The organism is Micromonospora sp. CNZ286, assembly GCF_014207755.1.
Genome location: NZ_JACHIZ010000001.1, coordinates 4,777,407 through 4,802,292, shown reverse-complemented (window position 1 = coordinate 4,802,292; position 24,886 = coordinate 4,777,407). Strand labels below are relative to the sequence as shown.

The window sequence follows — 24,886 nt, the reverse complement described above, 5'->3', positions numbered from 1 at the left end:
GCCTGCGGGGTCGTCAATGTTAGCGCAAACATCGACCAGAGTTAATTAGAGCACATCCCGGCGTCCGGCGGGGCGTCGGTCCTCTCGCCGGTGCCGGGCCGGGGGCGGCGCGGTGCCACCCCACGGCCCGGCTCCCCGTGCGGGGATCGGCGGGCCGGCCCGGTCAGGGGCTGGTGCAGCTGACGCCGCTGGGCGCCGTGGCGCCGTTCCCGGTGGCGGTGAACCCGAACGTCGTCGAGGCGTTCGCGCCCAGCGTGCCGTTGTACGCCGCGTTGCGGACCGACACCGAGCCGGAGGTGCCGGTGTTGACGCCGTTCCAGAGGCTGCTGATCGCCTGGCCGGAGGCCAGGGTCAGGCGTACGGTCCAGCCGTTGAGTGTGGCGGCGCCGTTGTTGGCCACCGTGACCTCGGCCTGGTAGCCGCCGGGCCAGGTGTTCACGGTCCGGTAGGTGGCGGTGCAGGCGCCCGGCTCACCGGTCGGCGGGGGCGTGGTGGGCGGAGGCGTGGTGGGCGGGGCGGTGGTCGGCGGCGCGGTGGTGGGCGGCGGCGTGGTGGACGCGAACTGGCTGAAGAACCGCCAGATCTCCCCCGACGTCCAGGTCCGGGAGTCGTTCGGGCTGGACGACCCGTCCACCGGGCTGGGGGTGTGGTCGCCGTCGAACGCGGCCCACTGCACCGGGTAGCCCTCGCGGCAGCCGGAGTACGTGGTGGTGATGTGGGTGAGGCTGCCCCGGCTCGGCTCGCGCGGGCTCTGCGCGGTGCAGCCGTTGTTGCGGACGAACGTGTCCCGCAGCGACCGGCCCGCGGAGATGTTCAGCACGCTGTCGTAGATGCCGTGGATGCCGAAGTAGGCGACCGGCTGGGTGCCGCCGTTGCAGCCGCTGAGGTTGGCGCCGGAGATGACGGTGACCGCGCGGACGACAGTGGGCCGGGCGCAGGCCACCGCGTAGCTCATCGCCCCGCCGTAGCTCCAGCCGAGCGCGAACCGCTGGCTGGTGTCGACGCAGAGGTCGTTCTCGACCTGCCGGGAGATGTCGTCGAACAGCGTCAGGTCGCGGCCGTTGGTGTTGGCCCAGCCGTTGTCGATGCCCTGCGGCGCGACGAAGATCGTGCTGTTGTTCGACAGCGGCAGCAGGCCGTAGTAGCCGGCCGAGGCGACGTTGTTCGCCGAGCCGTTGAGCCAGTGGAACCCGAAGATCAGCCGGTACGGGCGGTTGCGGTCGTACCCGTCCGGGATGCGCAGGATGTAGCTGCGGTTCTGTCCGCCGCTGGAGATGGTGCGCGTCCCGCTGGACAGCGTGGGTGCCTTGCCGCAGCCGGCGGTCGCGGCGAGTGTGCCGTTCGTCGACGCCTGTGCCGTCTCGCCGAGGCCGCCGTTGAGCGCGCCGCCGGCGACCGCCGCGAGGAGCACGGCCGCGGCGGCGATGGATGAGAGAAGCGGTGTTCGTTTCGCCATTGCTTGACTCCTTGCCCTGGGTGGCGGTGCAGGCCGGACCGTCCGTCGATGCCGACGTCGCCTGCGAAGAGGGCGCGGAGCCGCGCGTGCGGCCGGGGCCGAAGTCGTCCGTGGCCGCCTGCGTCGGCGTGCATCGGCGGAGCGGCCCGGACCGGTCACCGACCGGCGGGGCGGCGAGGAAGGTGCCTCGGGTCGCCTTGCCGATTGCGGGGGTGACGGGGAGCGTGCCCTTCGCTCCCGTGCCGGAACATAGCAGGTTATCGATAACATGTTCAACCGGCCGGGCCCGGAGGAGTGCCGGGTGGGCCGCCGGGTGAGCGCTCACAGGAGCGTACGGCGTCGGCGCCGCCGCCTGCTCAGGCGTGGTCGGCCAGGGCCGGCAGGTCGCAGCCGGCTAGGGCGTCCGGCTGGGGTACGCGGGCCAGGTCGGCCTCCGCGAGCCCGAGTCGCCGGTACGCGGTGTGCAGCGCCGCGACCACGGCGCCCAGCGCGCCGGAGAGGTCGCCGAGTTCCGCGCCGTGCACTGTCGCCTCGGCGGCGGGCACGATCTCGTGCAGCCGGCCGCGCAGCCGGACCAGGTCGGGTGTGAGCGCGTGGGAGATGCCGCCGCCGAGGACGATCACCTCCGGTTCGTAGGCGACCACCGCCGCGGTGAGGATGACCAGCAGCGCCTGCTCGACGTACTGCCGGACCGGCGCCAGGCGGGGGTCGGCCGAGCGGAACACGTCGGCCGCGTTGTCGAACGACAGGCCGAGCTCGCGGGCCCGGGCGAGGATGCCGGAGCCGCTGATGATCCGTTCGAGCGGTGCGCCGAGCGGACCGGCGGGCAGGTGGCCGAACTCGCCGACCAGGCCGCTGCGGCCCCGGAACAGCCGGCGGTCGATGGCGACGCCGGCGCCGAGCCCCGCCCCGATGGTGAGCATCACCGCGGTCTGCGCGTCCCGGGCGGCGCCGAAGCGCAGCTCCCCGAGCAGCGCGTAGTTGGAGTCGTTGTCCACCTCGACCGCGGTGCCCAGGTGCTTCTCCAGCAGCCGCAGGAACAGCGGGTCCTCCACCTGGGGCAGGTTCGGGGCGTTGGAGACCGCCCGGTCGCCCTGCCGGACGGCGCCGGGCAGGCCCACCGCGACGCAGTCGAGCCGTTCCCGGTCGGCGCCGACTGTCGCGACGATCAGGTCGGCCAGCCACTGGGCCAGCCGGGGCGCGTCGTAGTCGGCGGGCGTGGGCACGGTCCGGCCGGTCAGCGGCCGGGCGGCGAGGTCGGCGACGACCAGCCGGACGTTGGAGCCTCCGACGTCGACCCCGCAGACCACGCCGCGTCCGGCGGCGATCGCCACCCGGGTCGCCCGCCGGCCCCGGGTGGTGGTCGGGGCGCCGTCGGTCTCGGTCAGCAGCCCTTCGTCGAGCAGTTGTTCCACGATCCGCGACACGGTGGCGGGGGAGAGGTCGGTCTCCTGGCCGATGGCCGTACGGCTCACCGGACCATGGGTCAGCACGTGGGCCAGCACCGTGGACCGGTTCGCCGCCCGGGGTGCCCGAGATTCCACGCCCACCTCCGCCGATTTTATTTCCGACCGAATGCTAAAGCTGCGCCGGTGGATGAGCAACCACCCGGGCCATGTCGTCCCGGCGGACTTCCCCGGCGCGGTCCGTCTCCGGCTCCCGCCTGGCCCAAGCGCGAAACCCGAGGTGAAGCGCGGTGGAGGAGCGCCGGACGGAGTGGGTCGAATCTCTGACCAGCACTCTTGACTCCCTGTGATGAACGCGATAATACTTTCACCCTGAACGGAAATAGAGGTCGCCGGCCCCCAGGGACGGCGGCGGGTGCCCCCGCACGCGCCGTGCCGGTCGCATCGGACCCCCGTGTCAGTCCGGAATCACCGGTTCCAGACCCCGTTGCTGTGAAGGGAAGAGCAATGATTCTCAGCCGTAGACGTGGTGCCGCCCTCGGCGCGCTCTGCGCCCTGGCGCTCATGGTCGGCGCCTGCTCGAACGAGACCTCCGGGAGCGGCGGCGCGTCGAGCGGCCCGCGTACCGAACCCAGCCTGTCGTTCGTCGGCCCCGGCGGCGAGACGCCGACCGCCGCCGACCAGCTCTCGCTCACCCCCGAGGAGCGGCAGAAGGTCAAGGACGGCGAGTACTCCGCCGCCTTCGTCTGGCACGAGGGCTCCGCGCTGACCAAGGCCGTGGAGTCCGGCGTCCGCAAGGAGTTCGACCAGCTCGGCATCAAGGTGCTGGCCAGCACCAGCGCCGAGTTCGACGCGGCACGGCAGGCCAACAACGTGCAGACAGTGCTGGCGCTCAAGCCCGACCTGATCGTCACCATCGCCGTCGACCCGACCGCGGCGGCGGCGGCCTTCAAGCCCGCTGTGGACGCCGGCGTCAAGCTCGTCGTGATGACCACCCCGCCGAAGGGCTACAAGTCCGGCGAGCAGATCGTCGGCATCGTCACCGCCGACCTGACCGCGTTCGGCAAGGCCAACGCGGAGATGCTCGGCAAGGCGCTCGGCGGCAAGGGCAAGGTCGGCTACGTCTACCACGACGCCGACTTCTGGTTCACCAACCAGCGGGACAAGGCGTTCAAGGACTGGCTGGGCTACCTCTACCCGGACATCGAGATCGTCGAGGAGGCCGGGTTCTCCGACCCGGCGCGCACCGAGGACATCGCCACCGCGATGCTGACCCGCCACGCCGACCTCAAGGGCGTCTACGTCGCCTGGGCCACCGCCGCCGAGGGCGTGCTCGCCGCGACCCGGCAGCAGGGCCGTACCGACGTCAAGATCGTCACGAACGACCTGGAGGCGAACCTCGCCGCCGACATGGTCAAGGGCGGCAACGTCGCCGGTGTCGTCGCCAACGGCTCGACCCGCCTCGGCGAGAACCTGGGCATCGTGGCCGCGTACGGCCTGCTCGGCAAGAAGGCCCCGGAGCTGGTCGTCGGATCGCCGATGGCCGCCACCAAGGACAACATCGCCGACGCCTGGCGCGACGACTACGGCCAGGAGCCCCCGGCCGAGGTGCTCGGCAACTGACGCCGGGCCGCGAGGTCCGGGGCCTCCCCGAACGGGCCCCGGACCTCGCCGGACGCGGCCCGGCCCACCGCCGGGACCGCGACCACCGCGAGACGAGAGGAAGAAGCACATGGGGTACGTCCAGACAGTCCTCGGGCCGGTGCCTCCCGAGTCGCTCGGCCGGGTGCTGAGCCACGAGCACCTCGGCGCGCTGGTGCCCGGGCCGTGGCTGTCCGGTGGCGCCGGGGACGACCGCGCCGACCTCGCCGCCGGCGCGGTGAGCGGCCTGCCGGAGCTGGGCTTCGGCACGGTCGTGGACCTGTCCCCGTACGAGGTGGTCGGTCACGACGTGACGCTGCTGCGTGAGGTGGCACTGCGTACCGGCCTGCACGTGGTCGCCGGGTCGGCGATCTACCTGGAGCCGTACTCCCCGGGCTGGGCGCTGTCCGCGAGCGTGGACGAGATGCGGGAGCGCTTCGTCGCCGACGCCACGATCGGCGTCGGGGACACCGGGATCAAGGTCGGCATCTTCGGCGAGCAGGCCACCGGCCTGAACGAGATCACCCCGCACGAGGAGAAGTGCCTGCGGGCCGCCGCCCGCGCCCACGTCGCCACCGGCCTGGCGGTGAACACCCACACCACCCACGGCACGATGGCGCTGGAGCAGGTCGAGATCCTGCGCGAGGAGAAGGCCGACCTCTCCCGCGTCGTCATCGGCCACCTGGACATCAACCCCGACCCGGACTACCTGCGGGCCGTACTGGCCACCGGCGTCAACATCGCCTTCGACACGCTCGGCAAGCAGTTCTGGGACTTCGTACTCGCCCCGCTGCCGGCCGACCCGCCGGAGGGCGAGTTCGCCAAGCGCGCGTACCACCGGCCCGACCGGGCCCGGCTGGACATGCTCGCCGGGCTGGTCCGGGACGGGTACGCCGACCGGATCCTGCTCTCGATGGACCTGACCGGCGCCGAGGCGTACCTGAACCCGGGCACGCACGGCCGCCTCGGGTACTCGTACCTGGGCCGGGAGATCGTGCCGGGTCTCGCCCGGCTCGGTGTGCCGCCGGAGGCGATCGACCAGATGCTGACGGCCAACCCGGCCCGGCTCCTGACGGTCGGCTGATGGCCGCGCATCCGCGCCCGTGCGGCTACGTCGCCGGCGTCGACCTCGGCGGCACCAAGTTGCGGGCCGCGCTCGCCGACCTCGACGGCCTCGTCCTGGCCGAGCAGGTGCAGCCGACCGACCCCCGGGGCGGTACGGCGGTCGCCGCGCAGATCGACGCGCTGCTGCGCGAGCTGGCGGTGCGGGCCGACGTCGACTGGTCCGACGTGCGGGCCAGCGCGATCGGCCTGCCCGGCGTCCCCGACCCGGCCACCGGCGCCATCGAGCTGTCGCCCAACGTCTCCGACCTGGAGGCCCTCGACGTGCGGGCCGAGCTGACCCGCCGGCTGGGCCACCCGGTCGTGCTGGACAACGACGTCAACATGGCCGCCGCCGGGGAGCGGTGGCTGGGCAGCGGTCGCACCCACCGGCACTTCGTGTTCGTGGCGGTCGGCACCGGCGTCGGTATGGGCATCGTGCTCGACGGCGAACTGGTCCGCGGCGCGCGCGGCGCGGCCGGGGAGATCTCCTACCTGCCTCTGGGCACCGACCCGTTCGACAAGGACAACCAGGTGAAGGGCGCGCTGGAGGAGGCGGTCGCGGGCGCGGCCCTCGCCGCCCGCTACCGCGCGGTGTCCGGCGAACAGGCGAGTGTGCCCGACGTCTTCGACCGGGCCGCGGCCGGTGACCCGAGGGCCCTCGCGGCCATCGACGAGGAGGCCCGCCTGATCGCCCTGGCGGTCGTCGCGGTCACCGCCGTCCTGGACCCGGAGGCGGTCGTCCTGGGCGGCGGCATCGGCTCCCGGGCCGAACTCGTCGAACCGGTCCGGCGCTGGGTCGCCGCGCTCAGCGCGGACGCCCCCTTGATCAAGACCAGCCGGCTCGGCGACCGGGCCGGCCTGCTCGGCGCCGTCGCGGTCGCCCGCCGGGAGGCCGGCGTCCGCGACGACGCACCGGCCCACCGGAACACCTCTTTCCAGACAGCGGAGGGACGATAGATGACCCACACCGATGCGGCGGTGAAGACCAGCGCCGTCCCGGCCTGGCGCCGGATCAACTGGCGCGACTACGTGGTCTACATCGGCTTCGCGGTCGTGTTCCTGTTCTTCGCCATCACCCAGGGCGGCAACGGCTTCCTGACCACGAGCAACCTCACCAACATCGTCATCCAGACCGCGCCGATCACGATCATGGCGGTCGGGCTGGTCTTCGTCCTGGCCGCGGGTGAGATCGACCTGTCCATCGGCTCGGTCGTCGCGCTCTCCGCGCTCGTCGGCGCGGTGACGATGCGGGAGACCGACAGTATGCTGCTCGGCGTGGCGGCGGGCCTCGCCGCGGGCGCGGCGGTCGGCCTGGTCAACGGCGTCTTCGTGACGCTCGTCCGGCTGCCCAGCTTCCTGGTCACGCTCGCCACCATGGGCGCGGTGGCCGGTCTGGCCCGCGAGGTCACCGGCCTCCAGTCGGTGCCGGTCAGCAACGACGCGTTCCTGTCCTTCTTCGGCCAGGGCGAGATCCTCGGCATCCCCGGCCTGGTGCTCTGGTCGGTGGCGGCCGCGGTGGTCGGCTACCTCGTGCTGCGGCAGACCCGGTACGGCGCGCACACGCTCGCCATCGGCGACAACGTGGCGGCGGCCCGGGTCAGCGGCATCAAGGTGATCCGCGTCAAGATCATGGTGTTGATGGGCAGCGCGATGTGCGCGGCGCTCGCCGGCCTGCTCTACGCCGGCCGCCTCCAGGGCGCCCGGTACACCCTCGGCGAGGCCGACCTGATGTCCGTCATCGCCGCCGTCATCGTCGGTGGCACCAGCCTCTTCGGCGGCAAGGGCTCGATCGTCGGCGCGGTGCTGGGCAGCCTGCTGATGGGCATGCTCAACAACGGCCTGATCCTGGCCGGCCTGTCCGTGTCCCAGCAGATGATGGCGCGTGGCGCGATCATCCTGGTGGCCGTCTCCCTCTCGCTGCGCGAGCGGCGAAGCTGACCCGGAAGGAAACAACCGCATGTTTCTGGACCTGCTGCGACGCCGCAACCCGGGCCTGCTCGCCGCCGCCGCGAACCTGCACGACAGCGGTGACCTGCCCGCCAACTGCTACGCGCTGGACCTCGACACGGTAGCGGCGAACGCCGCCGCCATCCGGGCCGAGGCCGACCGGCACGGGCTGTCGGTCTACGCCATGACCAAGCAGGTCGGGCGCAACCCCGACTTCTGCCGGACGGTCCGCGACGCGGGCATCACCGAGGCGGTCGGCGTCGACCTCCAGTGCGCGCTCGCCGACCGGCGCGGCGGGCTCGGCATCGGTCACCTCGGCCACCTGGTGCAGATCCCCCGGCACGAGGCCGCGGTCGCCGCCGCGCTCGCGCCCGCGTACTGGACGGTCTTCAACGACGCCAAGGCCGCGGAGGCCGCCGCCGCGAGCGCGGCGGCCGGGCGGGAGCAGGCGCTGCTCGCCCGGATCGCGGCGCCCGGCGACCGGTTCTACCGGGGCCACGAGGGCGGCTGGGCGGCCGAGGAGATCGTCGCTGTCGCCCACCGGCTCGACGCCCTCGACGGCGCCCGGTTCGCCGGTGTCACGAGCTTTCCGACCCAGTTGTTCGATCCGGCCGCCGGGCGGGTCGTGCCGACCCCGAACCTCGGCACCCTGCGGGCCGCCGCCGTGGCGTTGCGCGCCGCCGGGTGGTCGCACGTCGAGATCAACGCCCCGGGTACGACGTCGGCGGCGATCCTGGCCATGCTGGCCGAGGCGGGCGTGACGCAGGTCGAACCCGGCCACGGGCTCACCGGCGCGACGCCCTGGCACGCGGTCACCGACCTGGTCGAGGAGCCCGCCGTGCTCTACGTCAGCGAGGTGTCCCACCTGTGGGACGGGCGGGCGTACGTCTTCGGCGGCGGCCTCTACGTCGATCCGGTGCTCGGCCTGGGCGGCACCCGGGCGCTGATCGTGCCCCGGGGCGGTGGTCTCGACGACGCGTACCTGGTCGACGTCGAGATGCCCGCGCCCGAGGCGATCGACTACTACGCGACGGCCGACGTGACGGCCGCGCCGGGCGTCGCACCCGGAGACACGGTCCTGTTCGGGTTCCGGCCGCAGGCGTTCGTCACCCGGGCGCTGACCGCCGGCGTCACCGGTGTGCGGTCGGGCGCCCCGGCCGTGGCCGGTGTGTACGCCGCCGACGGTTCGGCGCCGATCGGGCTGGACGACATCGACGCGGGCGACGGCCCCGGTACTGGTAACCAGGCGGCTCGCAGCGCAGGGAGGGCATGATGAGCACTGTCATCCACAAGGACGACGCGACCCGGGCGGGCGCCCCGCCGCTGCGGCTGAGCGGCATCCGCAAGCAGTTCGGCGGCGTGGTCGCGATCGAGCGCTTCGACCTGGAACTGGCCGCCGGGCAGATCACCGCGCTGGTCGGCGACAACGGCGCCGGCAAGTCCACCCTCGTGAAGATCATTTCGGGGGTGTACCAGCCCACCGAGGGTGAGCTGGAGATGCACGGGCGCCCGGTGACGTTCCGGGACGCCTCCGACGCCCGGCGGCAGGGCGTCGAGGTGGTCTACCAGGACCTGGCCCTGGCCGACTCGCAGCCGGTCTACATGAACATGTTCCTGGGCCGGGAGCTGACCCGCGGTCCGCTGCGCCTGCTCGACCGGCGCCGGATGGCCCGGGAGACGCAGGAGCTGGTGGACGCGCTGGACGTGCGCATCCCCAGTGCGAAGGCGACGATCCGGGACCTGTCCGGCGGGCAGCGGCAGGCGGTGGCGATCTGCCGCGCCACCCACTGGGCCAGCGGCCTGGTGCTGATGGACGAACCGACAGCGGCGCTGGGCGTGGCCGAGACCGCCAAGGTGGAGCAGCTGATCCTGAAGCTGCGCGAGCGGGGCGCCGCCGTGCTCGTCGTCAGCCACAACCTGGACCAGGTGTTCCGTATCGCCGACCGGGTGGCGGTGCTGCGCCGGGGACGCCAGGTCGGCGTCCGCGACATCACCGGGACCAGTCGCAACGAGATCGTCTCGATGATCACCGGCGCGTCCGAGGAGACCGGCCGCCCCTGATCCGCGCGGACCGCCGCGCGCACGATGACCCCGGGTGTCCCTCCCGGGGTCATCGGCGTTTTCCGGCCCCGTTCGATCCGTCGTACGTAACGTTTCGGTGAACCCATGTGAACGCTGACACCGGGGTCATCCCGCACTTCGGGAGCGCTCTAGTTTCACAGCGCGGGCGTGTTCAGTGAACACCGTTCACCCTATTGTTCACTCGTGCCTAATCCGGTAGAACACCAGGTAGGTCCGCAGCTCGGGCCATTCGCCTCGTGCTTCTAGGAGGGCTTCTCATGGCTCGTTCACCCCGTCCGGGCGCCTCCTCGCCCGCGCTCTCCCGCCGCGGCGTCCTGCAGTTGGGTGGCAGCGTCGCGCTCCTGTTCGCCACCGGCGCCTGCGCCGCGGACAGCGGCAGCAAGTCCACGGACGGCAAGTCCGGCGGCGCCTCCGCCAAGACGCTGCGCATCGCCGTCTCCAGCTACCTGTCGAGCTGGGACCAGGACTTCGTCGGTTTCGACCTGACCGCGCTGATGCTCTACAAGAACGTCTTCCCGTACCTGATCGACTACGGGGTCACCAACGCCGGCGGCAGCCAGATCCTCGACACCCAGAACATCACCCCGACGTTCGCCGAGTCGTTCGAGCCGGACGCCGAGCAGAAGGTGTGGACGCTCAAGCTGCGTCGCGGCGTCAAGTTCGCCAGCGGCAACGAGATGAAGGCCGCCGACGTGAAGTGGTCGAAGGACCGCGCGTTCGCCGCCCAGGCCAACGTGGCCGGCGTCTACCGCACCATCGGCCTGACCAGCGCGGACCAGGTCAAGGTCGTCGACGACTACACGGTGGAGTTCCACCAGGCGTTCCCGAGCGCGCTGACCCGGCAGATCCAGGCGATCTCGCTGTACGTCTTCGACTCCGTCGAGGCCAAGAAGCACGCCAGCGGCAGCGACCCCTGGGCCAAGGAGTGGTTCGCGAAGAACCCGCCGACCGGCGGCTACTTCAACGTCGCCAAGGCCACCCAAGGCCAGGAGATCGAGCTCAGCGCGAACACCGGCTACCCGGGCCCGGACCCGGCCAAGACGCCGACCATCCGGATCTCCGTGGTGCCGGCCGCCTCCAACCAGCGGCTCCAGCTCCAGGCCGGTGACATCGACATCGCCCTGGGCATCAGCCAGCGCGACATCCAGGACCTCAAGAAGGCGGCCGGCATCAAGGTCATCTCGGCGGCCAGCAACCGCCAGGTCGCCATCCAGATGTCGGTGACCGCCGCGCCGTTCAACGACGTGAACATCCGCAAGGCGCTCGCGTACGCGGTGCCCTACGAGCAGATCATCAACAACGTGTACGGCGGCGACGCCCGCGCGGCCAAGAGCCCGGTCCCGCTGGACATGCCCGGCTACGACGAGAGCGGCTACCCGTTCACCTACGACCTGGAGAAGGCGAAGGCCGCCATGGCCGCCGCCGGCCGGGCGTCGCTCGACTCCGAGCTGGTCTTCGAGGCCGACAACGAGGAGCAGCAGAAGATCGCCGTCCAGGTGCAGGGCGAGGCGGCGAAGGCGGGCATCCGGCTCAAGCTGACCCCGCTGGACCCGGCCACCCTGGGCGAGCGGCGGACGAAGAAGAACATCCCGCTCCAGATCACCTCCGGGCAGCTCTGGGTGGACGACGTCGAGTACATGCTGGCGACGAGCTTCGTCAAGGGCGCCAACCTCAACTACTCGAACTACAGCAACCCGGAGATCGAGCAGATCTACGAGAAGTCGCACACCACTGTCGACACGGCCGCCCGCAACGCGCTGTGGAAGCGGGTCCAGGAGATCCTCGCCGCCGACGTGCCGTGGGTGGTCATCTGCCAGCCCAACTTCAACCTGCCCGTCCGGGAGTCCGTCGCCGGCTGGGTGCAGCCGATGGACGGCCTCGCCCGCCTGCGCTACCTGAGCGCTTCGGCCTAGGGACCTCACCCACCCATGCGTATCTTCCGGTTCGTCGTCAGGCGACTACTCCAGCTGATCCCCGTTCTGCTCGGAGTGGTCGTCCTGGCCTTCCTCCTGGTCCGAGTGCTGCCGGGCGACCCGGTCCGCAGCATCCTCGGGCAGAACGCCACAGAGGAGGACGCCGCCGCGGCCCGGGCCCGCTTCGGGCTGGACCAGTCCCTGTGGCAGCAGTTCCTCGACTACCTCGGCGGGCTGCTCACCGGTGACTTCGGGACGTCGATCCAGAGCGGCAGCTCAGTGGGCTCGGAGATGGCGCTGCGGGTGGGTCCGACCCTGGAACTCGTCGTCATCTCGGTGAGCATCGCGCTCGTGGTGGCGACGGTGCTGGGCATCTGGTCGGCCAAGCGGGCCAACCGGGCCGGCGACCACAGCGTCCGGATCTTCGCGCTGGTCGGCAACTCCGTACCGGAGTTCTGGCTCGGCCTGGTGCTGGTGCTCGTCGGCTACAGCATCCTCGGCTGGTTCCCGGCCCCCAACGGCCGGGTCGACCCGGACACCGGCCTGACCCCGCTCACCGGCGCCGACCTCGTCGACGCCGTCCTCACCGCCAACGGGCCGGCGATCGCCTCGGCCGCGGCGTACCTGGTGCTGCCGGTGCTGACCCTCGTGGTCGGCGTGGTCGCCCCGCTGCTGCGCAGCGTCCGGGCCTCCGCGCTGGAGGTGCTGCACTCGGAGTCGTACGCCGCGGCGAAGGCGCACGGGCTGCGCGACCGCACGCTGCACTACGGCTACCTGCTGCGGGCGACGCTGGTCCGGCTGCCGTCGCTCGCCGCGCTGGTCTTCGGTACGGCGATCGGCTCCACCGTGCTCGTTGAGTACGTGTACTCGTGGCAGGGCTTCGGCCAGTGGGCCCTGCGCGGCCTGCTCTACCGGGACTACCCGGTGGTGCAGGCGTCGGTGCTGGTCATCGCGCTGTGCTACGTGCTGGTGTTCCTCATCGCCGACGTGGTCCACGCGATCCTCGACCCGAGAGTGAGGCTCTGATGGCCGAGCTGCGAACCGTCCCCGACGGTCCCGCCGCCGCGCCGGTGGTCGTGCCCGGCGGCGACCGGGACAGCCGATTCGCCCGCCGCATGATCATCGCCGGGGCGAGCATCCTGTCGGTGGTCGCGCTGCTGGCGGTGTTCGCGCCGTTGCTGAGCCAGTGGGGCGAGACCGAGATCGACGCGGCGAACACGCTCGTCGCGCCGGGTGGCAGCCACCTGCTCGGCACCGACGGCAACGGCATGGACATCTGGAGCCGGGTGCTCTACGCCGCCCGGCTCGACCTGGGCATCGCGCTGGCCGCCGTGGCGCTCGCGGTAGTCGTCGGCACGCTGCTCGGCCTGGTCGCCGGCTACTTCGGCGGCTGGCTCGACGACGTGCTGATGCGGGTGGTCGACATCTTCCAGTCGTTCCCCACGTTCATCCTGGCGCTCGCGGTGGCCGCGCTGCTCGGCAACGGCACGATCAACCTGATCATCACGATCGCGGCGGTGAACGCGCCGGCGTACGCCCGGCTGGTCCGCGCCGAGGTGCGGTCGCTGCGGGAACTGCCGTTCGTGGACGCCGCCATCACCTCCGGGGCGTCACCGATCGGCGTGCTCTGGCGGCACCTGCTCCCCAACAGCCTCACCCCGGTCCGGGTGATCGCGCCGCTGAACTGCGGCTGGGCCATGCTCACTTTGGCCGGGCTCTCCTTCCTCGGCCTGGGCGTGAGCATCCCCGAGGCGGAGTGGGGCGCCATGATCAGCCTGGGTGCCGCGGACGTGGTCGGCGGCCGGTCGTGGACCTCGGTCCCGCCCGGCCTGGCCCTGTTCGTCTGCGTCCTGGGGTTCAGCCTGCTCGGCGAAGGCCTGCAGGACCGCGCGAACGCGAAGCGGCGGTGACCATGCTGTCGATCGAGAACCTCTCCGTGACGATCCGCCGGCCCGGCCGGCAGGTCGCCGCGCTCAGCGGCGTCAGTTTCGCCGTCCGGCCCGGCGAGGTCGTCGGCCTGGTCGGCGAGAGCGGCGGCGGCAAGAGCATGGTGGCCCGCGCCATCGTCGGGCTGCTGCCCGGCGGCTCGCACGCCACCGGCCGGGTGCTGTTCGGCGACTCGGACGTGCTGCGGATGGACGACGCCGCGCTCGCCGCCCACCGCGGACGCGGGGTGGCGATCTGCTTCCAGAACCCGCGCGGCGCGCTCAGCCCCACCCGCACCATCGGCAAGCAGCTCGTCGACCGGCTCGCCACCCACCAGGAGATGTCCGGCGACCGGGCCCGGGAGGCGGCGCGCGAGCTGTTCGAGGCGGTCGGCATCCGCAGTCCGCAGCGGCGGCTCGACGCGTACGCCCACGAGCTGTCCGGCGGCATGGCCCAGCGGGTGATGATCTCGCTGGCCACCGGCTGCGCGCCGGAGCTGCTGATCGCCGACGAGCCGACCACCGGCCTGGACGTGACCCTGACCCGGGAGATCCTGCGTCAGTTCCGGCACGCCGCCGACACCGACGGCCGGGGCGTCCTGCTGATCTCGCACGACCTGGCGTCCATCGCGGAGGTCTGCGACCGGGTGGTGGTGCTCTACGCCGGCACCGTGGTGGAGAGCGGACCGGCCGCGCAGGTGCTGCGGGAGCCCGCGCACCCGTACACCCGGGCGCTGCTGCGTTCGGTGCCGGACGTCGGCGGCCGGCCGGTCGTCGCCACCCCCGGCGCCATGCCGCTGCTGACGCAGGAGCCGCACAACTGCCCGTTCGTCGCCCGGTGCGCGCACGCCGACGGCACCTGCTCGTCCCGGCGCCCGGCCACAGTGCCGGTACCCGGTGGCGGCGAGTGGTCGCTCGCCTGCTTCCACCCGCAGACCCGGCCGCTGGACGCCGACGTGCCGCAGGCGTCGCACACGCCGGCAGCGTCCGGCGCGGTCTCGGCCGGCGCGGACGCGAAGCCCGCCGTGCTGGAGATCGAGGACGCGCACGTCGTCTACCGCAGCCGGTTCGGTTCCGGCGGGCACCACGCGCTGCGCGGCGTCACGCTGCGGCTCGGGCCGGGCGAGACGCTGGGCGTGGTGGGCGAGAGCGGCTGCGGCAAGAGCACCCTCGCGAAGCTCGTGATGGGCCTGGTCGCGCCCACGTCCGGCACCGTCACGGTCGCCGGGCAGGCACTGGTCAAGCAGCCGGGCCGCCCCCGTCCGCGGGGCCGGGCACTGCGCCGGGCACGGACCCGGGCCCAGCTCGTGTTCCAGGACCCGATCGGCTCGCTCAGCCCGCGCCGTCCCGTCGGCGACTCCATCGCCGAGCCGCTGCGCGCCGCCGGTCTGTCCCCGGCGCAGCGGGAGGAGCGCGTCACCGCCGTGCTGGACCGGATGGAGCTGGACCGGTCGATCCTCCAGCGCTACCCGCACGAGCTGTCCGGCGGTCAGGCGCAACGCATCGGCATCGCCCGCGCGCTGGTCGGCGAGCCGGACCTGATCGTCTTCGACGAGCCGACCTCGGCGCTGGACGTCACCGTCCAGGCGCAGATCCTCGACGTGATCGCCGACGTGGCCGCCGACGCGGAACGCGCCTCGGTGTTCATCTCCCACGACCTGGCCACGGTGCGCGGGTTCGCCGACCGCGTCGTGGTGCTCTACCTCGGCCGGGTCGTCGAGGAGGGACCGGTGGACGTCGTCTTCGACACGCCCCGGCACCCGTACACCCGCGCGCTGCTGGGCAGCGCCCCCCGCCTCGGCGGGACGACCGGGTCCGACGGCGAGGCCGTCGAGCTGGTCAAGGACCTGGAGGAAGCCGACGCCGCGACCGGGTGCCCACTGGCCGCCCGGTGCCCGTTCGTCACCGACCGGTGCCGAGCGGAGCAGCAGGAGCTTCAGTCGTACGGCGAGAGCCGGGCCGCCTGCTGGCGCGTTCCCGAGCTTCCCGCCCTCATCGGAAGGCAGGCTGTCACGCCATGACCCGTCGCCCCATCCGGCTCGCCGTCGACATCGGCGGGACCTTCGTGGACGCCATGGAACTGGACACTCGCACCAACCGGGTCCGGTTCCGCAAGGCGGCCACGACCCCGGCCCGGCCTGCGGACGGTGTCCTCAACGCGATCACCGCGCTCAGCACCGACCTGTCCGAGGTGGAGCTGTTCATCCACGGCACCACCCTCGGCCTCAACGCGGTGCTGGAACGCCGTGGTGGCCGTACCGGCATCATCACCAACGAGGGCTTCCGGGACGTCTTCCTCATCGGCCGCGGCAACGTGCCGTCCGACCACATGTACGACTTCCAGTACCAGCGGCCGGAGAGCCTGGTGCAGCGTCGCTTCACCGCCGGTGTGCGGGGCCGGCTGGACTACCGGGGCCGCGTGGTGGAGCCGCTGGACCCGGACAGCGTCCGGGAGGCCGCCCGCACGCTCGTGGTGGACCAGCAGGTCACCTCGATCGCCATCTGCTTCCTGCACTCGTTCCTCGACCCGAGCCACGAGCGGGAGGCCGCGCGCCTGATCCACGAGGAGTTCCCCGAGGTCAGCCTGTCGCTGTCGACCGACATCGTGCGCGAGTACCGGGAGTACGAGCGCACCAGCACCACGGTGCTGGAGGCGTACATCCGGCCGATCTTCGAGCGGTACGTGGACGAGCTGGAGGCCGGTCTGGCCGAGCGCGGCTTCTCCGGGCGCTTCCTGATCATGCGCTCCGGCGGCGGCTCGATGACCAGCGCGGTCGCCAAGACCGCCCCCACGCACACGGTGCTGTCCGGCCCGGCCGGCGGCATCGTCGGCGCCGCCTACGTCGCCTCCGAGCTGGGCCGCGACAACGTGCTCACGTTCGACATCGGCGGCACCTCGCTGGACGCCTGCGTGATCGAGCGCGGCAACCCGGTCGCCGCGTACGAGGCCCAGCTGGAGCACTTCCCGCTGCTCATCCCGACGTACGACATCCGTACCATCGGCGCCGGCGGCGGCTCGATCGCCTGGCTCGACCACGGCCTGCTCAAGGTCGGCCCGCAGAGCGCCGGCGCCGACCCCGGCCCGGTGTGCTACGGCCGTGGCGGCACCAAGCCGACTGTCACCGACGCGGCGGTGGTGCTCGGCTACATGGACCCGGACCGGTTCCTCGCCGGCACCATGGGGCTGCGCGACGCCGAGGCGCGCGCCGCGATCACCGAGCAGCTCGCCGATCCGCTCGGCCTGAGCGTGGAGAACGCGGCGGCGGGAGTGTTCGACGTGCTGCTGGCCCGCACCGTGGGCGCGGTCCGGCAGATCACCGTCGAGCGGGGGCACGACCCCCGGCAGTTCGCGCTGCTCGCGTTCGGTGGCGCCGGCCCGCTGCTGGCACCGCTGCTGGCCCGGGAGATGGGCATCGGCGAGGTGGTCGTGCCGTTCGCGCCGTCCGGCTTCTCCGCCTGGGGCATGCTCTCGGCCGACATCGTCAACGACTTCAGCCGTACCGTGATGGCCACGCTCGACGACGCCGACCTGTCGGAGCTGGAGCAGCTGTTCAAGGCCGTCGAGGCCGAGGCGGTCGCGTCGCTGGTGGCGCAGGGCGTGCCGGCCGGCGAGGCGGTGCTGGAGCGGCAGTTCGAGCTGCGCTACCTCGGCCAGGAGCACAGCCTGATGGTCACCGTCGGGCGTGAGCTGGACCGCGACGCGATCCGCGCCGCGTTCGACGAGACGCACCGCACCCGGTACGGCCACACCATGGGCAACCCGCTCCAGATCCTCAACCTGCGGGTACGCGGCATCGGGCGCACCGACCGGCCGGAGCTGGAGACCCTGCCGCGCGGCGACGGCGACCCGTCGCAGGCGTTGCTGGCGCACCGCGACGCGTACGACTTCGGGCAGCAGGCGGTGGTGCCGTTCGCGGTCTACGACCGGGCCCGCCTGGAGCCGGGCGACACCTTCGACGGACCGGCGCTGATCGACGAGGGCACCTCCACCACGGTGGTGCCCAGCGGCCAGCGGGTCACCGTCGACGACCACGGATACCTGCTCGTCACCCTGGAGGAAGCCGCATGACCACGCTGGACGGAGCCCAGGTCGAGGTCGTCCGCAGCTATCTGCTGTCGGCCGCGGAGGAGATGCGGGCCACCCTCATCCGTACGTCCTTCAACCCGGTCATCTACGAGGTGCACGACTTCGGCCTGTCGATGTACGACGCCGACCTGCGGCTGGTCGCCGAGGCCACCGGGCTGACGTTCTTCCTCGGCGCGAACGACTTCTCGCTGCGCAAGGGCGTGGAGTACGTGGGCCGGGAGAACCTGCACCGCGGTGACGTGGTGCTGCTCAACTACCCGTACTGGAACGCGGCGCACGCGTTCGACGCGACGCTGTTCGCGCCGGTGTTCCGGCCGGACGAGGCGGACCCGGACGCGGACGGCGACCTGGTCGGCTTCCTCTGCGTCCGCGCGCACTGGATGGACCTGGGCGCCAAGGACCCGGGCTACGTGCTCGACTCGACCGACATGCACCAGGAGGGGCTGATCTTCCCGGGCACCAAGGTCGTGTCCCGGGGCGAGCCGGTGCGCGAGATCCACGAGCTGATCCGGTTCAACTCGCGGATGCCGGACGCGGTGCTGGGTGACCTGCACGCGCAGATCGCCGCGCTGCGCACCGGCGAGCGGCGGATGCTGGAGATCATCGAGAAGTTCGGCCGGGACACCGTGAACCAGGCGATCGACCGGATCATCGCCGACGGTGAGGCCCGCGCCCGCGCGGCGCTGGCCACGCTGCCGCAGGGCACCTGGACCGCCGAGGACTGGGTGGACGACGACGGCATCAGCGACGACCCGGTGAAGATGCGCGTCACCGTCACCATCGCCGACGGGCGCTTCGTCGTCGACTTCGCCGGTTCGGCGCCCGCCACCCGCGGCCCGATCAACATGCCGTTCGGCGCGACCGAGGCGATCTGCAAGGTCGTGCTGAAGTCGCTCACCTCCCGGGACGAGCCGTCGAACGCCGGCACCGTGGCGCCGCTGGAGGTGCGGGCCGAGCCGGGCACGCTGTTCCACGCCGTCTACCCGCAGCCGACGTTCACGCTCTGGACCGGCATCGTCGCGGTGGAGCTGATCCTCAAGGCGCTGGCCCAGGGCATGCCGGACCTGCTGCCCGCCTCCTCCGGCGGCGACGTGCCCGGCTTCATGATGGTCGGCCTGCACCCGGACACCGGGAAGATGTTCGCGGTCAGCAACAACGACCTGGTGGGCTGGGGCGGCACCGCGCAGCACGACGGCATGGACGCCGCCACGCACGTCTCCGGCAGCACCGGCCGGGGCACCCCGATCGAGGTCATGGAGGCCAAGACCGGGATGTTCTTCGAGCGCTGGGAGATCCGCGCGGACTCCGGTGGCGCGGGCCGGTTCCGGGGCGGCTGCGGCCTGCGGCGGGACATCCGGTTCCTGACCCCGGGCGAGTTCCTCACCGTCATCAAGAAGACGAAGAGCGCGCCGTGGGCGCTCGACGGCGGCGAGCAGCCGGAGCCGAACCAGATCGTGGTGTTCCCGGGCACCGACCGCGAGCACCGGGTGAGCACCAAGCGCACCGTGGTGGCGGCGGGCGACCGGGTCACCCTGCTGACCGCCGGTGGCGGCGGGCACGGCGACCCGCGCGGGCGCGACCCCGAGGCGGTGCGGCGGGACGTGGCCGAGGGCTACGTCTCCCCGGAGGCGGCCCGGGACGTCTACGGAGTGGACGTCGATGGGTGAGCCGACGGTCGACGGGGCGACCGTCGAGGTCGTCCGCAGCCATCTCGTCTCGGCCGCCGAGGAGATGCGGGCCGCGCTGGTGCGCACCGCCTTCAACCCGGTGATCTACGAGGTGTACGACTTCGGCATCTCCGTCTACGACCGGCGGCTGCGGCTGGTCGCGGAGTCCACGGGGTTGTCCCGCTTCCTCGGCGCCAACGACTACTCGCTGCGCAAGGGCGTCGAGTACGTCGGCGTGGAGAACCTGCACCGCGGCGACGTGGTGCTGCTCAACTACCCGTACTGGAACGCGGCGCACACGTACGACGCGACGATGTTCGCGCCGGTGGTGCTGCCGGACAGCGAGGAGCTGATCGGTTTCCTGTGTATCCGGGCGCACTGGATGGACCTGGGCGCCAAGGATCCCGGTTACGTGCTCGACTCCACGGACATGCACCAGGAGGGGATCATCTTCCCCGGCACGAAGGTGTACTCCCGGGGCGAGCCGGTGCCGGAGATCCACGAGCTGATCCGGTTCAACTCACGGATGCCGGAACTCGTCCTCGGCGACCTCAACGCGCAGATCGCCGCGCTGCGTACCGGTGAGCGGCGGGTGACCGAGCTGTACCGCGACTACGGTCCGGCGGTGGCCGACGCGGTCGTCGACCGGGTGATCGACGCCGCCGCGCGGCGCGCCGGGGAGGCGGTGGCCGCGCTGCCGCAGGGCAGCTGGACCGCCGAGGACTGGCTCGACGACGACGGCGTCAGCGACGATCCGATCCGGATGCGGGTCACCGTCACTGTCGCCGACGGCGAGTTCACAGTGGACTTCGCCGGGTCGTCCCCGGCGGTGCCCGGGCCGGTGAACCTGCCGCTGGGCGCGACCATCGCCACCTGCCGGGTCGCGTTCAAGGGCGTCACCACGCCGCACGAGCAGACCAACGCCGGGCACTTCGCGCCCCTGCGGGTACGCGCCGAGCCCGGTACGTTGTTCCACGCGCAGTATCCGGCCGCCACGTTCACCCAGTGGACCGGCACCGTCGCGCTGGAGCTGATCCTCAAGGCGCTGGCGCAGGGCATGCCGGACCGGCTGGCCGCCTCCTCCGGGGGCGACGTGCCCGGGTTCATGATGGTCGGCCGGCACCCGGACACCGGCGACATGTTCGCGGTCAGCAACAACGACCCGGTCGGCTGGGGCGGCACGCCCCAGCACGACGGCATCGGACCGGCGAACCACCTGTGCCAGACCCAGGCGCGCAACACGCCGGTTGAGGTGCTGGAGTCGAAGACCGGGATGTTCTTCGAGCGCCTGGAGATCCGTACCGACTCCGGTGGCGCCGGCCGGTTCCGGGGCGGCTGCGGCCTGCGGCGGGACATCCGGTTCGTGACGCCGGGTGAGTTCCTGTCGGTGATCAAGAAGACGAAGAGCGCGCCGTGGGCGCTGGCCGGCGGCGAGCAGCCGGAGCCGAACCAGGTGGTCGTCTTCCCGGGCACGGACCGGGAGCACCGGGTGAGCACACGGCGTACCGCGGTGGCGGTGGGGGATCGGGTGACGTTGCTGACCGCCGGTGGCGGCGGGCACGGTGACCCGAGGAGTCGGGATCCGGAGGCGGTGCGACGGGACGTGGCCGAGGGCTACGTCTCCGCGCGGGCCGCCCGAGACGTTTATGGAGTGATCGCGTGAGTGCCGCCTATTCGCCCGAACAGCCGAGCGTGCTGCTCGGCAACTGCACAGTGCTGGACGCCCGCGTGGTGGACGGCATGGCGCCCGTGACCGGCGCCGGGGTGTGGGTCCGGGGTGACCGGATCGCCGCCGTCGGGCCGTACGCCGAGGTGGCCGAGCAGGCGCGGGCCGCCGGCCGGCTGACCGAGGTGGACCTCGACGGCGCGTACGTGACGCCCGGCCTGGTCAACATGCACACCCACTTCTCGCTGTCGCTGCCCGGCTCCGCCGGCGACGACGTCAAGGGGATGGGCGCGTACGACCTCGCCCACTACATGGCCGACGGGGCACGGCGCACGCTGCACACCGGCGTGACCACAGTGCGCTGCGTGGCGGAGAAGGACCACGCCGACTTCGCGCTGCGGCGGGCGATCAACGCCGGGCGTGTCCCGGGTCCGCGCATCTACACCGCCGGACGGGCGCTGGTGTGCACCGGCGGGCACGGCCACGAGGGCAACGACACGCTCGAGTGCGACGGCCCGGTCGGCTTCCGACAGGGCGTGCGCAGCCAGATCAAGGCCGGCGCGGACCTGATCAAGGTGATGATCTCGGGCGGCATCGCCGGTGAGCACGAGAGCATCCACACGCCGCAGCTCTTCGCCGACGAGATGACGGCGGCGATCGAGACCGCCCACGCGTGGGGCCGCCGGGTGACCGCGCACGCCGGGCCCGCCGATGTGATCGCCGCGGCCGTGGAGCTGGGGCTGGACTGCGTGGAGCACGGCTACCAGCTCACCCCGCAGGTCGCGGCGCGGATGGCCGAGCGTGGCACGGCGCTCGTGCCGACGCTGCTGGTGACGCGCTGCAAGGAGTTCTTCGACGAGCTGGGCGTGCCGGAGTGGATGCAGTGCCGGTCGCTCGGCGCCGGCCCCCGGCACCTGGAGAGCTTCGACATGGCCATCGCCGCGGGCGTGGAGGTGCTGCTCGGCAGCGACGTCCCCCCGTTCTGGGAGTTCGAGGGCACCACCGCCTCGATCCGGGAGCTGGAGTACATGTCCGAGCGGATCGGCGCCGCGCGGGCCATCCACGCCGGCACGCTCGGCCCGATCCGGTGGCTCGGCGCGGAATCCGATCTCGGCACTGTCGAGGCCGGCAAGCTGGCCGACCTGATCGCGACGGACGCCGACCCGCTGGCCGACACCTCGGCCTTCCGGGACGTGCGGTGGGTGATGAAGGGCGGGCAGATCGCCCGCGACGACCGTAACCAGGAGGAGACGCGATGACGTTCGCGCAGGCAGGCGCGGCGGAGATCGCCGCCGGCATCGACGACATGTACGACGCGTTCCTCGCCGGGGACCAGCAGCGGTTCGACACGCACCTGGACCCCGACGTGACCACCTGGGAGACGCACCTGCCCGGGCCGCTGCGGACCCGGGCCGAACTGGACGAGTACCGCGCCCGGCGCGACGCCGCCGGGCAGCGGCCCCGGCTGGCGGTGCTCGCCCCGCGGGACAAGCGCATCGACGTGTGGGACGACTTCGGCGTGGCCCGGTACGAGCTGGTCGCGCAGCTCGGCCCGGACGACGAGCCGGAGATCACCCGGGTCACCGACGTGGTGCGCCGGATCGACGGCCGCTGGGTGATCGTGCACCACCACGCCGAGCTGGTCCGGGAACCGGTGGGCGCGGCGTGATCCGGCGGCTGGTCGCCGGGCGGACCGGTGAGCCGGCGGACGTGCTGTCGGTCGCCGACCTGCCCGACGACCCGCCGCCCGGGCCCGGTGAGGTGCAGCTCGCCGTGCGTACGGTCGGGCTGAACTTCCTGGACGTCATGCTCTGCCGGGGCGAGTACCCGGTGCGGCCGGACCCGCCGATGACACCCGGCGTGGAGACGGCCGGCCGGGTCGTCGCCGCCGGCGCCGGGGCCGAGCACCTGCTGGGTCAGGAGGTGCTCGCCTGCCCGGCGCTGCCGCGCGGTGCGCTCGGCAGCACGGTGACCGTGGACGCCGCGGTGGTGGTGCCGCGACCGTCCACCGTCGACCCGGTCACCGCGGCGGCGCTGCCGGTCACCTACCAGACCGCGTGGTTCGCGCTGGAACGATCCGGTCTCACGGCCGGGCAGACGGTGCTGGTGCACGCGGGCGCCGGCGGGGTGGGCATCGCCGCGATCCAGCTGGCCGTCGCCCGCGGCGCGCGGGTCCTGGCCACCGCCGGCGGTCCGGCCAAGACCGCGATCTGCCGCGACCACGGCGCCCAGGTGGCGATCGACTACACGGCGGACGACTTCGTGCCCGCCGTGCTCGCGGCTACCGGCGGGCGGGGCGTGGACGTCGTGGTGGACCCGGTGGGCGGCGACGTGTTCGCCCGCTCCTGGGAGTGCCTCGCGTTCGAGGGACGCCTGGTGGCGGTGGGCGCCGCCGGTGGCGCACCGCCGCCTGTCGACCCGCTGCGGCTGATGGCGGCGAACGCGACGCTCGTCGGCCTGTCCTGGGGCTCGCAGTACCCGTGGCGGCGGGCCAGTGCCGTCGAGGCCGCGTACCAGGAACTGTTCGACATGTGCGCCTCCGGCGCGGTCCGGCCGCCGGTCAGCCGCGTCGTCTCGCTGGACGAGGCGCCCGCGGCGCTCACCGAACTGGCCGAACGCCGGACCACCGGCAAGATCATCGTACGGATCGACGAGGGGGAGGGGCCGTGAGCGACAGCGCCGACGGCGACATGGAGATCTACGACCTGAAGGTGACAGTCGACCGGATCGAGGGCCGGTCGGTGTGCGGCATGGCCGTGGGCGACCACTTCGAACTGACGAACAGCGCGCACCTGCGGCTGCCCGAGGGAAAGCACTTCTGCGTGTACGCGCTCGCCTCGGTGCTGCCCTTCCTCGCCGCCAAGCAGCGTGACCTGGCGCCGGGGGACTGGCTGGCCCAGGACTCCCACTTCATCTGCCCCGACCCGGAGGAGCGGCTCGTCATGAAGGTGGAACGGACCTGCCGGCGCACGATGAACTCGGCGGACCTGACATGACCGTCGAGATCGGACTCGGCCTCCAGAGCGACAAGCCGGCCGGCGCCTACGCCCGGCTGGCCCGCGCCGCCGAGGCGCACGGCTTCGACGTGCTCACCGTCTTCGGCGACCTGATGTACCAGCCGCCGATCTTCCCGCTGCTGGAGATGGCACAGGCGACCGAACGGGTACGCCTCGGCGCGGCCTGCCTGAACCCGTACTCGATGGCGCCGTACGAGATCGCCGGTCAGATCGCCGCCCTGGACCTGGCCTCGCACGGGCGGGCCTACCTGGGCCTGGCCCGGGGGACCTGGCTGGGCGCTGTCGGCCTGCCGCAGCCGCGGCCGCTGACCACGATCGAGGAGGCCGTCCAGGTCGTCTACCGACTGCTGCGCGGCGATCGCGGCGGCTTCACCGGAAAGGTCTTCTCGCTCGCCCCCGGCACCGCCCTGCGCTACGACGTGCAGCGGCCCGACCCGCCGCTGCTGCTCGGCGCGTGGGGCCCGCAGGGCGCGGCGCTGGCCGGGCGGATCGCCGACGAGATCAAGGTGGGCGGCAGCGCCAACCCGGACATGGTCCCGGTGATCCGCGAACGGCTGCGAACGGGCGCGGAGAAGGCCGGACGCGACGTCGCGGACGTCGGCATCGTGCTCGGCGCTGTCACAGTCGTCGACACCGACGGCGAGGCGGCTCGCGCCAAGGCCCGTACCGAGGTGGCCATGTACCTGGCGGTGGTGGCCGAGCTGGACCCGACCGTCGAGATGCCCGACGACCTGGTCAAGCGCGTCGGCGAGCTGGTCGACGCGGGCGAGGACGAGGCGGCGGGCCGGCTGATCCCGGACGACGTGCTCGACCGGTTCGCCTTCTCCGGCACCCCGGAGCAGGTCGCCGCGCAGGCCCAGGCGCTCATCGACGCGGGCGTGCGCCGGGTCGAGTTCGGCACGCCGCACGGCCTCACCGACGAGCGCGGCGTCGACCTGCTCGGCTCGGCCGTCCTGCCGTTGCTGCGCAGGTGAG

20 protein-coding genes are annotated in these 24,886 nt (G+C 72.5%); 18 read left to right on the top strand and 2 right to left on the bottom strand.

The features are described 5' to 3' along the window. Positions 1 to 163 precede the first annotated feature (163 nt). Both FHX31_RS20965 and FHX31_RS20960 read right to left on the bottom strand, forming a co-directional pair. Entirely contained in the window at positions 164 to 1,456 is a 1,293-nt protein-coding gene (locus tag FHX31_RS20965) for a cellulose binding domain-containing protein (RefSeq protein ID WP_184977051.1), read from the bottom strand. A 356-nt stretch (positions 1,457 to 1,812) separates the two neighbouring features. Then, complete coding sequence (locus FHX31_RS20960; protein WP_013474641.1) at positions 1,813 to 3,000, bottom strand: ROK family transcriptional regulator; 1,188 nt, start codon at positions 2,998 to 3,000, stop codon at positions 1,813 to 1,815. Positions 3,001 to 3,369: 369 nt separating this feature from the next. Here FHX31_RS20960 and FHX31_RS20955 point away from each other — a divergent pair, with 369 nt between their 5' ends. The 18 genes from FHX31_RS20955 (at position 3,370) to FHX31_RS20870 (ending at position 24,885) form a co-directional block, all read left to right on the top strand. Beyond that, on the top strand, positions 3,370 to 4,485 hold the full coding sequence (locus FHX31_RS20955; RefSeq protein WP_013285142.1) for a substrate-binding domain-containing protein: 1,116 nt from the start codon (positions 3,370 to 3,372) through the stop codon (positions 4,483 to 4,485). A gap of 109 nt (positions 4,486 to 4,594) precedes the next feature. Then, positions 4,595 to 5,587: a phosphotriesterase family protein gene (locus FHX31_RS20950; RefSeq protein ID WP_071096016.1), complete on the top strand. Its 993-nt coding sequence runs from the start codon at positions 4,595 to 4,597 to the stop codon at positions 5,585 to 5,587. Then, positions 5,587 to 6,564, top strand: a complete 978-nt coding sequence (locus tag FHX31_RS20945; RefSeq protein ID WP_184977050.1) for an ROK family protein — start codon at positions 5,587 to 5,589, stop codon at positions 6,562 to 6,564. The genes FHX31_RS20950 and FHX31_RS20945 overlap by 1 nt, the downstream gene beginning before the upstream one ends. Further along, positions 6,565 to 7,545 carry an ABC transporter permease gene (locus FHX31_RS20940; RefSeq protein WP_013474643.1) on the top strand — a complete coding sequence of 327 codons (981 nt, stop codon included), beginning with the start codon at positions 6,565 to 6,567 and terminating at the stop codon, positions 7,543 to 7,545. A 19-nt stretch (positions 7,546 to 7,564) separates the two neighbouring features. Further along, positions 7,565 to 8,827: an alanine racemase gene (locus tag FHX31_RS20935; protein WP_184977049.1), complete on the top strand. Its 1,263-nt coding sequence runs from the start codon at positions 7,565 to 7,567 to the stop codon at positions 8,825 to 8,827. Beyond that, positions 8,827 to 9,615 carry an ATP-binding cassette domain-containing protein gene (locus FHX31_RS20930; protein ID WP_013285147.1) on the top strand — a complete coding sequence of 263 codons (789 nt, stop codon included), beginning with the start codon at positions 8,827 to 8,829 and terminating at the stop codon, positions 9,613 to 9,615. Before FHX31_RS20935 ends, FHX31_RS20930 begins: the two co-directional genes overlap by 1 nt. 278 nt (positions 9,616 to 9,893) lie before the next feature. Continuing rightward, complete coding sequence (locus FHX31_RS20925) at positions 9,894 to 11,549, top strand: ABC transporter substrate-binding protein (protein WP_145822765.1); 1,656 nt, start codon at positions 9,894 to 9,896, stop codon at positions 11,547 to 11,549. A 15-nt stretch (positions 11,550 to 11,564) separates the two neighbouring features. Beyond that, a complete protein-coding gene (locus FHX31_RS20920; RefSeq protein ID WP_013285149.1) occupies positions 11,565 to 12,575 on the top strand; it encodes an ABC transporter permease in 1,011 nt (336 codons plus the stop codon). Then, positions 12,575 to 13,459 carry an ABC transporter permease gene (locus tag FHX31_RS20915; protein WP_184977048.1) on the top strand — a complete coding sequence of 295 codons (885 nt, stop codon included), beginning with the start codon at positions 12,575 to 12,577 and terminating at the stop codon, positions 13,457 to 13,459. The genes FHX31_RS20920 and FHX31_RS20915 overlap by 1 nt, the downstream gene beginning before the upstream one ends. 2 nt (positions 13,460 to 13,461) lie before the next feature. Beyond that, the gene (locus tag FHX31_RS20910; protein WP_184977837.1) at positions 13,462 to 15,495 is read left to right on the top strand and encodes an ABC transporter ATP-binding protein; all 2,034 of its coding nucleotides are present in this window, start codon (positions 13,462 to 13,464) and stop codon (positions 15,493 to 15,495) included. Continuing rightward, positions 15,492 to 17,543 carry a hydantoinase/oxoprolinase family protein gene (locus FHX31_RS20905; protein WP_184977047.1) on the top strand — a complete coding sequence of 684 codons (2,052 nt, stop codon included), beginning with the start codon at positions 15,492 to 15,494 and terminating at the stop codon, positions 17,541 to 17,543. Before FHX31_RS20910 ends, FHX31_RS20905 begins: the two co-directional genes overlap by 4 nt. Next, positions 17,540 to 19,228, top strand: a complete 1,689-nt coding sequence (locus tag FHX31_RS20900) for a hydantoinase B/oxoprolinase family protein (protein WP_184977046.1) — start codon at positions 17,540 to 17,542, stop codon at positions 19,226 to 19,228. The genes FHX31_RS20905 and FHX31_RS20900 overlap by 4 nt, the downstream gene beginning before the upstream one ends. After that, a complete protein-coding gene (locus tag FHX31_RS20895) occupies positions 19,221 to 20,891 on the top strand; it encodes a hydantoinase B/oxoprolinase family protein (protein WP_184977045.1) in 1,671 nt (556 codons plus the stop codon). The genes FHX31_RS20900 and FHX31_RS20895 overlap by 8 nt, the downstream gene beginning before the upstream one ends. After that, a complete protein-coding gene (locus tag FHX31_RS20890) occupies positions 20,888 to 22,153 on the top strand; it encodes an amidohydrolase family protein (RefSeq protein WP_123109557.1) in 1,266 nt (421 codons plus the stop codon). The genes FHX31_RS20895 and FHX31_RS20890 overlap by 4 nt, the downstream gene beginning before the upstream one ends. After that, the gene (locus FHX31_RS20885; protein ID WP_114919870.1) at positions 22,150 to 22,563 is read left to right on the top strand and encodes a nuclear transport factor 2 family protein; all 414 of its coding nucleotides are present in this window, start codon (positions 22,150 to 22,152) and stop codon (positions 22,561 to 22,563) included. Before FHX31_RS20890 ends, FHX31_RS20885 begins: the two co-directional genes overlap by 4 nt. After that, positions 22,560 to 23,564: a zinc-binding dehydrogenase gene (locus FHX31_RS20880; protein ID WP_013285157.1), complete on the top strand. Its 1,005-nt coding sequence runs from the start codon at positions 22,560 to 22,562 to the stop codon at positions 23,562 to 23,564. The genes FHX31_RS20885 and FHX31_RS20880 overlap by 4 nt, the downstream gene beginning before the upstream one ends. Then, on the top strand, positions 23,561 to 23,890 hold the full coding sequence (locus FHX31_RS20875; protein ID WP_013285158.1) for a TIGR04076 family protein: 330 nt from the start codon (positions 23,561 to 23,563) through the stop codon (positions 23,888 to 23,890). Before FHX31_RS20880 ends, FHX31_RS20875 begins: the two co-directional genes overlap by 4 nt. Further along, positions 23,887 to 24,885 carry an LLM class flavin-dependent oxidoreductase gene (locus tag FHX31_RS20870; protein WP_013474653.1) on the top strand — a complete coding sequence of 333 codons (999 nt, stop codon included), beginning with the start codon at positions 23,887 to 23,889 and terminating at the stop codon, positions 24,883 to 24,885. Before FHX31_RS20875 ends, FHX31_RS20870 begins: the two co-directional genes overlap by 4 nt. The last annotated feature ends 1 nt before the right edge of the window (position 24,886 follow it).

Excerpts from the sequence above, each read along its gene's own strand:
- FHX31_RS20965 (WP_184977051.1), bottom strand. The coding sequence starts at position 1,456 with ATGGCGAAACGAACACCGCTTCTCTCATCCATCGCCGCCGCGGCCGTG.
- FHX31_RS20915 (WP_184977048.1), top strand. The coding sequence starts at position 12,575 with ATGGCCGAGCTGCGAACCGTCCCCGACGGTCCCGCCGCCGCGCCGGTG.
- FHX31_RS20910 (WP_184977837.1), top strand. The coding sequence starts at position 13,462 with ATGCTGTCGATCGAGAACCTCTCCGTGACGATCCGCCGGCCCGGCCGG.
- FHX31_RS20930 (WP_013285147.1), top strand. The coding sequence starts at position 8,827 with ATGAGCACTGTCATCCACAAGGACGACGCGACCCGGGCGGGCGCCCCG.
- FHX31_RS20905 (WP_184977047.1), top strand. The coding sequence starts at position 15,492 with ATGACCCGTCGCCCCATCCGGCTCGCCGTCGACATCGGCGGGACCTTC.
- FHX31_RS20925 (WP_145822765.1), top strand. The coding sequence starts at position 9,894 with ATGGCTCGTTCACCCCGTCCGGGCGCCTCCTCGCCCGCGCTCTCCCGC.
- FHX31_RS20940 (WP_013474643.1), top strand. The coding sequence starts at position 6,565 with ATGACCCACACCGATGCGGCGGTGAAGACCAGCGCCGTCCCGGCCTGG.
- FHX31_RS20935 (WP_184977049.1), top strand. The coding sequence starts at position 7,565 with ATGTTTCTGGACCTGCTGCGACGCCGCAACCCGGGCCTGCTCGCCGCC.
- FHX31_RS20955 (WP_013285142.1), top strand. The coding sequence starts at position 3,370 with ATGATTCTCAGCCGTAGACGTGGTGCCGCCCTCGGCGCGCTCTGCGCC.
- FHX31_RS20870 (WP_013474653.1), top strand. The coding sequence starts at position 23,887 with ATGACCGTCGAGATCGGACTCGGCCTCCAGAGCGACAAGCCGGCCGGC.
- FHX31_RS20945 (WP_184977050.1), top strand. The coding sequence starts at position 5,587 with ATGGCCGCGCATCCGCGCCCGTGCGGCTACGTCGCCGGCGTCGACCTC.
- FHX31_RS20950 (WP_071096016.1), top strand. The coding sequence starts at position 4,595 with ATGGGGTACGTCCAGACAGTCCTCGGGCCGGTGCCTCCCGAGTCGCTC.
- FHX31_RS20895 (WP_184977045.1), top strand. The coding sequence starts at position 19,221 with ATGGGTGAGCCGACGGTCGACGGGGCGACCGTCGAGGTCGTCCGCAGC.
- FHX31_RS20920 (WP_013285149.1), top strand. The coding sequence starts at position 11,565 with ATGCGTATCTTCCGGTTCGTCGTCAGGCGACTACTCCAGCTGATCCCC.
- FHX31_RS20885 (WP_114919870.1), top strand. The coding sequence starts at position 22,150 with ATGACGTTCGCGCAGGCAGGCGCGGCGGAGATCGCCGCCGGCATCGAC.
- FHX31_RS20900 (WP_184977046.1), top strand. The coding sequence starts at position 17,540 with ATGACCACGCTGGACGGAGCCCAGGTCGAGGTCGTCCGCAGCTATCTG.